Source organism: Bradyrhizobium sp., from assembly GCF_049798375.1.
In the GTDB taxonomy this organism is placed as follows: Bacteria; Pseudomonadota; Alphaproteobacteria; order Rhizobiales; family Xanthobacteraceae; genus Bradyrhizobium.
This window is the reverse complement of record NZ_JBARGP010000410.1, coordinates 1-12,332: the sequence shown is the minus strand read 5'-3', so window position 1 is coordinate 12,332 and position 12,332 is coordinate 1. Positions and strand designations below refer to the sequence as shown.

Genomic DNA, 12,332 nt, shown 5'->3' with positions numbered 1-12,332 from the left:
CCGGTCAACACTGCAGGCACAAAGCCCGCGATCATGGCGAAGGATAATACAATGAAAAATGCCTGAATGGCATGACTCCGAAAGCCGCCGCCCAGGCCAATAAGCACCAAGAAGCCAACGAACGGCCCGACAATACCAAAAATTGCCAATCGCGTCACGGATCTACCTTTGATTTACTCTGCGCGAGCGGCCCTTTCGTATTCGTTAACGGTCGCATCTTGTCTGCTCGTGGCCCATAGCCGAAGATCGCCTGAGGGCTCTGAATGTCCGGTTTCAGAGGTAGAGCGGACCCAGCGCGCTCATTGGCGACAAGGCCGCTTGTGACCCGAAGCGGACTGGCAAAACATCAAAAGCAAGTTTAAGTTTAAACCATCTCTCAATCGTTTGGACGTTCGGGTATGATGAAAGCATTCGACCGAGCGATGACCATGACTCTTGCATCACTTAAAAGAATCATTGCGCCCAACACCAAGCCTGCCAGCGGATGGCAGTTAGCGGCCATCTTCATCGTCGCGATTCTGCCGATACCACTGCCACCGCGAATGTACGCGCTGCTGCCTGTCGGCATTGTAGGTTGGATCATTGCGCGGGTGATTTGGCGGCGCATGCTGCCGTTGCGGGAGCGAGCCCGTCTCGCCGATGAAGAGAATGATCGGCGGCAGCGGACAGTTGCCACGCAAGCATCGAAGGACGCCTAACGCTATCGTACGATTGCCCAAAGACCATGACGCCTTCTGGCCCATACCGACGTAATCGAGCGCCTGTCCTCATGTCGGCTTTCAGGGGGTAAACCGAAATGGCCGACGTGCGGCCAAATCGACGCGAATGACCCGAAGCGGAAGTCTGTCGATGGCTACTAGAACCGACAGCTTGTCCTAGTTGCCGGTCACGAATGCGATCAAACGGGTTGCTCCAAAACAGACTGCAGAAACCAGCAGCACCTGTGCCGCTCTAATGAACTTAGCTCGAAGCGCGAGTCCGATTGGCGACAGTTCGTCCGGGAAGTAAACGGCGTTGAACGAATTGACTCTCACGAGCCAGTGGCGTGCAGGTCCTGGAGTACGATTCAGGCCCGCGCGTATGTTGAAATACATCATCGCTAGCATTGAGGCCGCACAGGCGACCCAGCTCAAGACCGCCCAGTATAAAACGATGTTTCGTGACATCGGCTGCCTCGTCTCAGTTGCGAGCCCATCTTTATACCCCGAGCCTGTGATGTCGCCTATTGGCCCAAAGGCGACCTTTCCGGTCGGCGATGGCGATGTCTGCTTCCAGAGGACAACCGGACGCAAGCCGTCGGATCGCCAGAAGGCTGCGTTTGACCCACAGCGGACTCGTGCCGCTTCATTCAAACTTGAGCATTTGACGGCGTGAAAAGTAGATATGCTGGGCTTATGCAGCCGAGCGCTCAGGCTGAAAGGAAACCTCATGGCGCCACCCCGTATCACGTTAAATTTGGCTGCCGATGGCGTGTTTGAGATGTGGCTCAATCCTGAAGGGCGTGACCTCCTTGTCCAGAAGCTGCAAGCGCTAACAATCGAGAATGAGCACTTCCATCTAGGCCCTGCACCCGTCGGAGAATTGGAAGTCGCCACTAAGGCCTATCGCGAAGGCGACCGAATGCTTGAGTGGGGCAAGGTCTATTTAAGGACCGACGAATGGGACCAAAAATACTTTCCGCACGTCCTCAAATGAGGTGACCGCGAGCCGATGCGTCCCTGTTGTCGAAATGAGTTCGCTTCCGCTGTGACTCATTAACGAATTGCCGTATCTCCGCTTTGAGGTCTGCTCTAGGAAGGTTAGCTGACCTAAATTGCTCAGGTTGAGTAGTTCGCATTTGGCCCGCTCCGGATCTTTCGTTTTGTGCCGCGTATGTCCTGCTCGCGAAGCCCAATCAGAGCTCGCGCGCCGGAAGTAGCCCGCAAGCCTCTGAGTGCCGCTAGCCCAAGCGCCTGCGCCGAAATGCCGAGTTCTCGTGCGGTCTCAATGCGAACTGCCTGTGCAGCCAACCTGAAAAAATATTCCTATTGCTCTTTTTCAGAAATTGTGGTTTGATCCGCGCATCCCGTCCCACAGAGGGGGCGCTTCGCGGTCGTCACGGACGTCGGTGCGGGATGCGGTGGGCGCGTCGGGTTGCAGCATGATTGTCATGCGGACGAACAACTCGATGCGACGATGAAGTCGCGTGGTTCTGGCATCCCGGTGCTGATGCCAAGTTTTGCGATGATGCTGGCGCAGCATCGCAGGCGACGGGGACAAGACAGCCGGTCCCCGGGAAGAGCGCGTATAAATCGTAACACCATCGCGCGGGGAAGGCCGGGCGTGTTCGGCCAGACCTGTGGTGACTGCCGCCTGCGTTTTTTTCTGCAGGCGGGCCACGGGCGCGGCCAGCGCCCGGCCTTCCCTGCGCCCTCACTTCCAGGAGGGCGGCATCTTCGAAACAAAGCTCGGGTGCAGTGCGCCGCGAGAACGCAGGCGCATGCATGACTGGGGAAGGCGAATGATGGTCATGCCGTCGCGGCCACATCGCGCGCTCCGTCGCACCCGTGATGCGTACTATCGCAGGAGCATTGATGACGATGCATTTAATTCGAAGCCTTCGCGCGCCGGCGCTATGTCGAGGAGATCGAGCAGGTGGTGCCCCGGCGCGCTGTCTTGATCTTTTGCGTCACTCGCCGAAGATGTGATCCTCTGGATCGGAACCGTCGGCTAAGACAGTGCTTGACGGACCTCAGGCATGGGTGAGGACGACATGAGGATAGCGGCGATCGCGGCGCTCTTGGCTGCCATGGGTCTGGCGACCAGCGCCGGGGCCGCCGCCGAGCTGAAGGGCAAGGACGCCTACGGCAATTGGCAGAGCGATGCGCCCGGCACGCTCCGCCTGATCAGGCCCGAGGACCTGCCGCGGCCCGGCGCCACGCCGTCCACGGCCAACGTCTCACGCGTGGTGCCGCGGCCTGACAACGTGACACCGAAAGTGCCGGAGGGCTTCAAGATCGCGCTGTTCGCGGACGGCTTGAGTGGTCCGCGCATTCTTCGCACCGCGCCGAACGGTGACATCTTTGTTGCCGAGACCCGCGCCAACCGCATCCGCGTGCTGCGTCCGAACGAGGACGGCACCAGGCCCGCCAGCAGCGAGATCTTCGCCGAGCATCTCAATCGTCCGTTCGGCATCGCGTTCTATCCGAACGGTGGCGATCCGCAGTGGATCTATGTCGCCAACACCGGCAGCGTGGTGCGCTTTCCCTATCATGCGGGTGACCTGAAGGCCGCGAAGCCGCCGGAGATCGTTGTCGCCGAACTGCCGCATGGCTATGGACATTCGACCCGCGACCTCGTCTTCACCAAGGACGGCAAGCGCATGCTGGTCTCGGTCGGCTCGGGCAGCAACGTCGCGCAGGGCATGGGACAGCCGCCAAACGGGCTCGAGGCGTGGGCGAGCGCGCAGCCGCTCGGCGCCGTCTGGGGCGACGAGACCGATCGCGCCGCGGTGCTCGCCTTCGATCCCGACGGCAAGAACAAGACGCTCTACGCGACCGGCATCCGCAACTGCGTCGGCCTGACAATCCAGCCAGAGACCGGAACGCCCTGGTGCTCGACCAATGAGCGTGACGGGCTCGGCGACGACCTCGTGCCGGACTACGTGACGCGGGTAAAGCAGGGCGGCTTCTATGGCTGGCCCTGGTTCTACATCGGCGATCACTGGGACCCACGCCATCAGGGCGCGCGGGTCGATCTGAAGGACAAGATCACAGTGCCGGACGTGCTGCTGCAGGCGCATTCGGCGTCGCTCGGACTGACGTTCTATGAGGCGAGCCAGTTTCCATCAGACTATCACGGCGACGCCTTCGCCGCAGAGCACGGCTCCTGGAACAGGTCAAAGCGCACCGGCTACAAGGTTGTCCGCATCCGGCTCAAGGATGGCGTGCCCACGGGCGAATACGAGGATTTCGTCACCGGCTTCGTCATCAACGACCGCGAAGTATGGGGACGGCCGGTCGGCGTCACCGTCGCCCGCGACGGCAGCCTGCTCGTTTCCGAAGACGGCAACGGCACGATCTGGCGGGTCAGTCACTAGCTCGGACTGCACCTTGGCAGCTTTGTTTGCAGGAAACATCGGCTGCACTGGAACCGTGGGGTCCTCCGGTGATTGCAAAGGCTGCTGGAGGCTCCCATGACGGACATCTGGGCGCGTAAATCCACCGAACTGCTGACGCGCGAAGCCAGCGGCGCGGGCGAAGGCTCGGGACGACCGCTGCGGCGGACGCTGACCGCGCTGCATCTGGTGGCGCTCGGCGTCGGCGCCACCATCGGCGCCGGCATCTTCGTTCTCACCGGACACGCGGCGGCGGCCAGCGCCGGTCCGGCAGTGGTGCTATCCTTTGCACTCGGCGCGATCGCCTGCGCCTTCGCCGGCCTGTGCTACGCCGAAATGGCGTCGACGGTGCCGATCTCCGGCAGCGCCTACACCTATGCCTATGCGACGCTCGGCGAGCTGATCGCCTGGATCATCGGCTGGGACCTGATCCTGGAATATGCCGTCGGCGCGATCACGGTGGCGATCGGCTGGTCCGGCTATGTCGTCAGCTTCCTGCGTGATTTCGGCATCAGCGTGCCCGAGCGGTTTGCATCGGCGCCGCTGGCCTTCGATGCTGCGACCCACAGATGGAGCGCAACCGGCGCCGTCTTCAATCTGCCGGCGGTCGCGATCATCATCCTGATCAGCGCGCTGCTGGTGACCGGCATCCGCGAGTCCGCGCGTTTCAACAATGTGATCGTTGCTATCAAGCTGGTGGTGATCTTCCTCTTCGTCTTCCTGGCACTGCCGGAGGTCACCACCGACAACTGGGTGACGTCGAGCAATCCGCAAGGCGATTTCATTCCGCCCAATACCGGGACCATCGGTGTGTTCGGCTGGTCCGGCGTGCTGCGCGGCGCGGCCGTGGTGTTCTTTGCCTATATCGGCTTTGACGCGGTCTCGACCGCGGCACAGGAGGCGAAGGACCCCAATCGCGATATGCCGATCGGCATCCTCGGCTCGCTCGCGATCTGCACCGTGCTCTATATCGCGGTCGGCTTCGTGCTGACCGGCATCGTGCCGTTCGACCGGCTCAACGTGCCGGATCCGATCGCGGTCGGCGTCGATGCCGCCGGCATCGGCTGGCTGTCGCCTTTGATCAAGCTCGGCATCATCTTCGGCCTCACCTCCGTCATCCTGGTTCTGCTACTGGGCCAGCCACGCATCTTCCGCGCCATGGCGCATGACGGGCTGCTGCCGGAAGCAGCAGCGCGGATCCATCCGCGCTTCCACACGCCCTATGTCGCGACCATGATTTCGGGTGCCGTGGTCGCGGTATTTGCCGGCATCCTGCCGATTGGCCTGGTCGGCGAGCTCGTCAGCATCGGGACGCTGTTTGCATTCGCGGTGGTGTCGATCGGCACCCTGGTGCTGCGCATCACCCAGCCGAACCTGCACCGGCCGTTCAGGGCGCCGGTGATCTGGATCGTCGCGCCGCTGGGCGCGCTGAGCTCGGTCTTCCTGATGTTTGGGTTGCCGATCGATACCTGGCTCCGGCTGGCCGTGTGGCTCGCCATCGGACTCGCGATCTATTTTGGCTACGGCGCAAGGCACAGCCGCATCGCGCTGGCGGAGTAGGGAAGGGTGCTTGCAGGTGCCGCGCTCAAATCGAATTGATCTGCTTGCGCACCGCGTCGGCGAGCGGCTTCAGTACGTCTGCGGGCGCCTGGCCGACGATGCTGTAGCCGGTGCCGCCGTCGGCCCAGCTGAAGCCGGCGACGTCGCCGGTCGATCGCGGTGTCATCGGCGCATTCTGATCAGTGCTGTTCATCGGCCGCGTCAGCATGACGATGCGGCTGCCGCGGTCGTTGTCGTACATGAACATCGCCGCCGGACCGTGCGAGGTGGCGATCAGCCGCCCGCCCATCAGCCGGTAGCCGGACGGGCTGAGGTCCGGCACCTTGACCGCGCGATGCAGCCGGCTCGAGACCCACTCCACCAGCTCGGCGCGATCGGAGGCGCGCATCTCGACCGGCCGTACGTGATCCGGCGCATAGACGTTGAAGCTGTCGGAAGCTTCCTGCGCCAGCGCCGCGAGCCCGCCCGGCGCCGGCTGCAGCGATCCGTGCAGGTCCCAGCCGAAGGCGCCGCCGATGCAGAGCAGCAGCATCGCCGCGACCGCCCAACGGATGGGAACATGCCGCCTGCGGCTCTCGATCATCCGCGACAGGTTCAGCCTTGCCGGCACCGGCTCCTCGGCGACCGGCGCCAGCGCCGCGCGCAGTATTCGCCGCTGATCGACGAAGCCCGCGATGCGCTTGCCGACATCCGGATGCGCGTCGAGATAGGAGGCGACCTCGGCGTGCCGCTCTGGCGGCAGGGCCTGGTCGACATAGCCGTGCAGATCATCCTCGGTGATCGGCCGTTGGTTCATGTCACGCTCCGAAGCGATACCGTCCTGGTCGGCGCCCGCGCGATGCCCTCGATCTCCTGCTGCAGCCGCTCGCGCGCCCGCGACAGCCGCGACATCACCGTGCCGACGGGAATGTCGAGCACCTTGGCCGCCTCAGCATAGGACAGATCCTCGACTGCGACCAACAGCAGCACGGCGCGCTGATCCTCGGGCAGGGATGCCAGCCTGACCATCACGTCGCGATACATGAGGTTCTGCTCCTGGACCGCGGCCTCACTGACATCGCTCTCGCCGGCATCGTCGATCGGCACATGCGCGCCACGCGTCGCCGCCCTTCGGAAGCGGTCGATCGCCAGATTATGCAGGATCGCGAACAGCCAGGAGCGCACCTCTCCGTCGCGCCGCTGCGACCAGCGGCTGATGGCACGCTCCAGGCAGTCCTGCACCAAATCGTCGGCACCTGCACGGTCGCGCAACAGCGACCGCGCATAACGGCGAAGCGCCGGAATCAACGGCTCGACCTGGCGCAGCATCTCGTCCATGACGGCTCGGCCTCGCTGTCGGATCAGGGCGCCTGGACCTGGACGGCGTTGCCTGTCATTGTCGTCGCGTCGCCGGCGACGATGACGAGATAGCGGCGCTCGCCCTCGGTCAGCTGGTCGACGATCTGCCGGATCGGACCTGCGGTGTCGACGATCGCGGAGCCGGCCGGATTGGTCATGAAGGCAGCGAGCGGCTGCAATCGACCACCGCCATCGGCCTGCTCGGACAAGGCCAGCACGTATTTCTGCTTCGGCTCGAGCCCGGTGACGGAGGCCTGCAGCACCTGAACCAGGCCCTGGTCGAACAGCGAGACGCTGGTCGGCACGGCCGCATCCTTTGCGGCGGTCTTCGAAGCCAGCGACAGATGCGCAACCCGGCCGGCGACGCCGAGCTGCTGCAAGTTGGAGCGGTCATCCGGATTGGGCGCGGCGTTCGGGACATAGGCGATCGCCTGCGGGGCCTGACCGATTGGGATGTTGGCGATCACGCTGTTGGTCGCGGTGTCGATCGCGGCCAGCGCATCGCCGTTCTCCAGCCCGACATAGATGCGGCTGCCGTCGCCTGAGGGCCACACCCCGTGCGGCAGATTGCCGACCGGAATGGTCGCGACCTCGGAGAAGTCGTCGGTGCGGAAAACCTTGACCTGATTCAGGCCGCCGATCGTGATGTAGGCGAAGGTACCCTTGGACGTATGGGCGAAATTGACGTGATTGGTGATCGGACCGGTGTCTATGGTCTTGATCAGGCCGAACGGCGGCTTGGCGTTGAACACCTGGGTTTTGCCGATGTCCTTCAGCGTGAACCAGACCTGGCTGCCGTCAGGCGTCGCCGCGACGTTCGGGCAGAACGGGCTGTCCTGCTTCACCCTGGCGATGATCGTGTGATCAGCGACGGAAACCACGTCGGTCTCGGGGGTGAAGGACGAGCAGATGTAGCCATACTTGCCGTCGGGCGAGAATATCTGCATTCCCGGACCGTTCGGCGTGGTGATGCGCATCTTCTCGGCAAAGGTCTTGGCGTCGATCACCGAAATGTAGTTCTCGCCGCGCACCGTGACCCAGACCTCGCGGCCGTCGGGCGTGAAGAACGCCTCGTGCGGCGAGCGGCCGACATAGGTGATGTGCTTGACGGCATTGGTCGTGGTGTCGATGAATGTCACCGAGTTCGAGCCGATCGAGACCACGGCCAGCGTGTGGTGATCGGGCGAATAGCCCATGCCGTGAACCAGCACCTGGCCGCGATAGAGCGGACTGAAATTCTGAGGCTGCGGGTCACCGAGCTTGATGACGCCAAGCAGCTTGTTGTCGAAGGGGTCTGTCACCGAGACCGTGTTCGAGAACTGCTCGGCGGCGTAGACGCGGTCATGGTGGCTGACCGGAATGTCGGGGGTCGACAGCGCACCGGGGGCCTGTCCGGCCCAGGCGACGGGGCAGAGCGCGAGCATCGTGCCGGCGAGTAAGGTGCTCTTCCAGATCGTCATGCGTGGCTCCTACTTCATCGGGTGGGACATGTGCATTGGCATGTCCATGGCATTGTGACTTTCTGAGTTGGTGGAAATGGGCTTGGCCTGCGTCGGTGCGGGTGTCGTGTCGGCCGCGGGCTGGCCGAGCGCGACCTTCATGGCCGCGATCTCCTGCATCTGGTCGACGATGATTTCCTGGGCGATGCGCCGAAGCTGCTCGTTCTTGCCGTAGCGTAGCTCGATCACGGCCATGTCGATCGCGCCCTGATGATGCGGCGACATCATCGCGACGAAGTCGCGATCGATGTTGCCTGTGGGCTTCGCAGCCATGCCGTCCATCATCTTGTTCATCGCGGTCTCGTTTTCGCTGAGGAATGCGCGCTCGTCGGCCGTGGCCGCCACCGGCTGAGGCTTGGCATCGTGCGCGAATACGAGCAGGGGCAGGGCGCAGGTGATCAGCACGCAAGTGCCAAGCAGATCACTCAGCATCGCCTTGCCGATGCCAGGTCTTGGAAGTCGCCACATGGATTCATCCGTTCTGATCTGTTCGTTCTCGAATGACCGCGGTCGCGGGCCGACCTGTCGGCCTGCTCCACAATTCGCTTGCTGCTTGGAGTAGTGACGCGTGAGAGTGCCGTCTATTCCGCCGGATCGCAGCGTTTTCCTGCATGCACGATCACGGGCGAAGACGCCCGCACGCAGCAGATCCCCGGCGCCGCAACAGCGCGATCACGTTCGTGTCACTGTGGCGTGAAGTGGTCGGCCGTTGTAGCCAAACGATCGTTTGTACCGAAGCAAACGATCGCTGGTATGGGTCTAGCCCCGCCGCACGCTGGCGCCGCCATCGACCGGCAAGGTCACGCCGGTGATGAAGTTCGCTTCGTCAGATGCGAGGAAGAGCGCGGCGTTGGCGACGTCCCAGGCCGTGCCCATCTTCTTCCGCAATGGCACCTTGCTGTCACGCTCGGCCTCGACCTCGGCACGCGTCTTGTTGAACTCACGGGCGCGGGTGTCGACCGCCATCGGCGTGTTCATCAGGCCCGGCAGGATCACGTTGGCGCGAATGCCATATTGCGCATTTTGATAGGCAAGTTGTTCGGTAAAGGCGATCATGGCCGCCTTGGTCGCCTTATAGGTGACGTAAGGATAGGTGGTGATCGCGGCCATTGAGGAGATGTTGATGATGCTGCCCGCGCCCTGCTCGCGCATGATCGGAATCACCTGCTTGGCGGCAAGGATGCAGCTCTTGAGGTTGATCGCGACGCAGCGGTCGAACGCTTCCTCGGTCAGTGCCAGCAATTCGGCGTCGCCACCGGCGAGGCTGACGCCGACATTGTTGTGCAGCACATCGACGCGGCCCCAGCGTCCCCGGGCCTCAGCGACCATGGCGGCGATGTCTGCCGCGCTGGTGACATCAGCCCTGAACGCGTGGGCGGTGCCGCCGTTGGCAGCGATCATGTCGGCCGTCTCCTGCGCCGACGCGAGGTGATGGTCGACGCAGAGCACCGACGCGCCCTCACGGGCGAAAGTGAGTGCGGTGGCGCGCCCGTTGCCCATGCCTTCGCCTGGGCTCTGGCCCGCACCCACCACGATGGCGATCCGATTCTTTAAACGCACGTTGCTCTCCCTGCATTCTCTTTTGGCTCTTTGGTCGGTCATGATGAAGCATACTTGGTGCTCATGCATAGGGTGCGGCCAAACTCGTCGATCAAATCCATGACTGCGGTGCGCGACGCGGAAATGAAATCCGGACGGCGAGCGATGCATTCGCTGCAGGGCAGAATGGATTTTGGTGCAACGCAATGTAGTCTTTGCGTGCGCGGCAATTCGGCGTAAGAGCGCTTACGGGATTTAAAAAGCGCATCGCTTCGCCAGATGCGTCCTTGATCGTAGTTCCTCCGACAGGAACGGGCGGCGTCCGCGCACGTTGTGCGGGCGAGCCCACCGCGCGGATTGATGGCACGATGAATATTCTGGACCCGCAGGGGCCGATCGCCGCAGCCGAGAAGACGATTCTGATCGACTCCATCGCGATCATGCTGGCGATCGTCATCCCCACGATCATTGCGATCTTCGCCTTCGCATTCTGGTTTCGACAGTCCAACACCAAAGCCGAATATCGGCCGAACTGGGCCTATTCAGGCCGGGTCGAGATGGTGGTGTGGTCGATTCCGGCGCTCACCGTCATTTTGCTCGGCGGCGTCGCATGGATCGGTTCGCACGATCTCGATCCTGCCAAGCCTGTGCAGGGGACCGGGATTCCGATCCGCATCCAGGTGGTCTCGCTGGATTGGAAGTGGCTGTTCATCTATCCCGACCAGCGCATCGCCACCGTCAACACGCTGACGGTACCGGCCGGTGCGCCGCTGCGTTTCGAGCTCACCTCGGGCAGCGTGATGAACGCATTCTTCATTCCGCAGCTTGGCAGCCTGATCTACACCATGAACGGGATGGTGACGCATCTCGAGCTGCGCGCCGACGAGGAGGGGACCTACCAGGGCATCTCCGGGCATTTCAGCGGCGACGGATTCCCCGAGATGATGTTCGATACCCATGTGGTGTCGCAGGTCGCGTTCAGCGACTGGGTTGCGGCGACGGCGAAGAGCGACAAGGTTCTGAACACCGACACCTACAACAAGCTTGCAGAGCAATCGATCGAGAAGACGCCGATAACCTACCGCTTGGATGATCCCGAGCTGTTCGGGAAGATCTCGAGCCAGCAAATTCCTCCCGCTCCGGGACCGAAGCTGACGACTAGCGAAGCGCGGCCGGAGACCGGAGTGAACAATGTTCGGTAAGCTTACGCTGTCTGCCATTCCGTTCGACCAGCCGATCCCACTGATTTCCGGCGGCGTCGTCGTTCTACTCGTTCTTGCGGTGCTCGCCTGGATCGTTATCAAGGGGCATCTGCCCTATCTCTGGAGCGAGTGGATCACCAGCGTCGATCACAAGCGGATCGGCGTCATGTACATGTTCCTCGCCTTGCTGATGCTGCTGCGCGGCTTCGCCGACGCACTGATGATGCGCGGCCAGCAGGCGGTCGCGCTGCATTCCAACGGCTTCCTGCCGCCGGAGCACTACAACCAGGTGTTCTCGGCGCACGGCACCATCATGATCTTCTTCGTGGCGATGCCGTTCGTGATCGGGTTGATGAACCTCGTGGTGCCGCTGCAACTCGGCGTGCGCGACGTTGCGTTCCCGACGCTGAATTCGGTCGGCTTCTGGCTGACCGCGACCGGCGCGCTGCTGGTCAACCTCTCGCTCATTGTCGGCGAGTTCGCCCGCACCGGGTGGCTGCCTTATCCGCCGCTGTCGGAGCTGACCTATTCGCCCGGCGTCGGCGTCGATTACTATCTATGGGCGCTGCAGATATCCGGCATCGGCACGTTGGTCTCCGGTGTCAACCTGACGACGACGGTGCTGAAGATGCGCACCAAGGGCATGGCGCTGTTGCGCATGCCGATCTTCTGCTGGACCACGCTCGCCTCCAACCTCCTGATCATCGCCGCGTTCCCGATCCTGACCGCGACGCTCGCCATGCTGATCCTCGACCGTTACCTCGGCTTTCATTTCTTCACCAATGATGGCGGCGGCAACGTCATGATGTTCATGAACCTGATCTGGGCATGGGGCCATCCGGAGGTCTATATCCTGGTGCTGCCGGCGTTCGGGGTGTACTCCGAAGTGGTGCCGACCTTTTCCGGCAAGCCGCTATTCGGCTATCGCTCGATGGTGCTGGCCACCATGGCGATCTGCATCATCTCCTTCATGGTCTGGCTGCATCACTTCTTCACCATGGGCGCCGGTCCCGAGGTCAACGCGATCTTCGGCATCGCCAGCATGATCATCGCGGTGCCGACCGGCGTGAAGATCTACAACTGGCTGTTCACGATGTA

The 12,332-nt window shown here is 62.6% G+C and carries 12 protein-coding genes; 7 read left to right on the top strand and 5 right to left on the bottom strand.

What is annotated here, in order from left to right:
* The first annotated feature begins 398 nt into the window (after positions 1-398).
* From WA702_RS17510 to WA702_RS17490, 5 genes are all read left to right on the top strand, one after another.
* Positions 399-698: a hypothetical protein gene (locus WA702_RS17510; protein WP_425111799.1), complete on the top strand. Its 300-nt coding sequence runs from the start codon at positions 399-401 to the stop codon at positions 696-698.
* 382 nt (positions 699-1,080) lie between these two features.
* Positions 1,081-1,374 carry a hypothetical protein gene (locus tag WA702_RS17505; protein WP_425111798.1) on the top strand — a complete coding sequence of 98 codons (294 nt, stop codon included), beginning with the start codon at positions 1,081-1,083 and terminating at the stop codon, positions 1,372-1,374.
* Positions 1,375-1,428: 54 nt separating this feature from the next.
* Positions 1,429-1,695, top strand: coding sequence for a hypothetical protein (locus tag WA702_RS17500; protein ID WP_425111797.1), 267 nt, complete (start codon positions 1,429-1,431; stop codon positions 1,693-1,695).
* A 1,042-nt stretch (positions 1,696-2,737) separates the two neighbouring features.
* Positions 2,738-4,078: a PQQ-dependent sugar dehydrogenase gene (locus WA702_RS17495; protein WP_425111796.1), complete on the top strand. Its 1,341-nt coding sequence runs from the start codon at positions 2,738-2,740 to the stop codon at positions 4,076-4,078.
* Between the two features lie 96 nt (positions 4,079-4,174).
* Positions 4,175-5,656: an amino acid permease gene (locus WA702_RS17490; protein ID WP_425111795.1), complete on the top strand. Its 1,482-nt coding sequence runs from the start codon at positions 4,175-4,177 to the stop codon at positions 5,654-5,656.
* 25 nt (positions 5,657-5,681) lie between these two features.
* On the opposite strand, the gene WA702_RS17485 is transcribed toward WA702_RS17490, so the two are convergent.
* The 5 genes from WA702_RS17485 to WA702_RS17465 all read right to left on the bottom strand — a co-directional run bounded on the left by WA702_RS17485 (position 5,682) and on the right by WA702_RS17465 (position 10,053).
* Positions 5,682-6,452: an anti-sigma factor family protein gene (locus WA702_RS17485; protein ID WP_425111794.1), complete on the bottom strand. Its 771-nt coding sequence runs from the start codon at positions 6,450-6,452 to the stop codon at positions 5,682-5,684.
* Positions 6,449-6,973: an RNA polymerase sigma factor gene (locus WA702_RS17480; RefSeq protein ID WP_425111793.1), complete on the bottom strand. Its 525-nt coding sequence runs from the start codon at positions 6,971-6,973 to the stop codon at positions 6,449-6,451. Before WA702_RS17480 ends, WA702_RS17485 begins: the two co-directional genes overlap by 4 nt.
* A gap of 23 nt (positions 6,974-6,996) precedes the next feature.
* Positions 6,997-8,454, bottom strand: coding sequence for a YncE family protein (locus WA702_RS17475; RefSeq protein WP_425111792.1), 1,458 nt, complete (start codon positions 8,452-8,454; stop codon positions 6,997-6,999).
* Positions 8,455-8,463: 9 nt separating this feature from the next.
* Complete coding sequence (locus WA702_RS17470; protein WP_425111791.1) at positions 8,464-8,961, bottom strand: DUF305 domain-containing protein; 498 nt, start codon at positions 8,959-8,961, stop codon at positions 8,464-8,466.
* A 291-nt stretch (positions 8,962-9,252) separates the two neighbouring features.
* Positions 9,253-10,053: an SDR family NAD(P)-dependent oxidoreductase gene (locus WA702_RS17465; RefSeq protein ID WP_425111790.1), complete on the bottom strand. Its 801-nt coding sequence runs from the start codon at positions 10,051-10,053 to the stop codon at positions 9,253-9,255.
* Between the two features lie 347 nt (positions 10,054-10,400).
* On the opposite strand from WA702_RS17465, the gene cyoA reads away from it, so the two are divergent.
* Positions 10,401-11,234, top strand: coding sequence for a ubiquinol oxidase subunit II (cyoA, locus tag WA702_RS17460; RefSeq protein WP_425111789.1), 834 nt, complete (start codon positions 10,401-10,403; stop codon positions 11,232-11,234).
* The coding region (locus WA702_RS17455; RefSeq protein WP_425111788.1) for a cbb3-type cytochrome c oxidase subunit I at positions 11,224-12,332 on the top strand (1,109 nt) is incomplete at its 3' end. The genes cyoA and WA702_RS17455, both read left to right, overlap by 11 nt.

Excerpts from the sequence above, each read along its gene's own strand:
- WA702_RS17510 (WP_425111799.1), top strand. The coding sequence starts at position 399 with ATGATGAAAGCATTCGACCGAGCGATGACCATGACTCTTGCATCACTT.
- WA702_RS17505 (WP_425111798.1), top strand. The coding sequence starts at position 1,081 with ATGTTGAAATACATCATCGCTAGCATTGAGGCCGCACAGGCGACCCAG.
- WA702_RS17500 (WP_425111797.1), top strand. The coding sequence starts at position 1,429 with ATGGCGCCACCCCGTATCACGTTAAATTTGGCTGCCGATGGCGTGTTT.
- WA702_RS17495 (WP_425111796.1), top strand. The coding sequence starts at position 2,738 with ATGGGTGAGGACGACATGAGGATAGCGGCGATCGCGGCGCTCTTGGCT.
- WA702_RS17490 (WP_425111795.1), top strand. The coding sequence starts at position 4,175 with ATGACGGACATCTGGGCGCGTAAATCCACCGAACTGCTGACGCGCGAA.
- WA702_RS17485 (WP_425111794.1), bottom strand. The coding sequence starts at position 6,452 with ATGAACCAACGGCCGATCACCGAGGATGATCTGCACGGCTATGTCGAC.
- WA702_RS17480 (WP_425111793.1), bottom strand. The coding sequence starts at position 6,973 with ATGGACGAGATGCTGCGCCAGGTCGAGCCGTTGATTCCGGCGCTTCGC.
- WA702_RS17475 (WP_425111792.1), bottom strand. The coding sequence starts at position 8,454 with ATGACGATCTGGAAGAGCACCTTACTCGCCGGCACGATGCTCGCGCTC.
- WA702_RS17470 (WP_425111791.1), bottom strand. The coding sequence starts at position 8,961 with ATGTGGCGACTTCCAAGACCTGGCATCGGCAAGGCGATGCTGAGTGAT.
- cyoA (WP_425111789.1), top strand. The coding sequence starts at position 10,401 with ATGAATATTCTGGACCCGCAGGGGCCGATCGCCGCAGCCGAGAAGACG.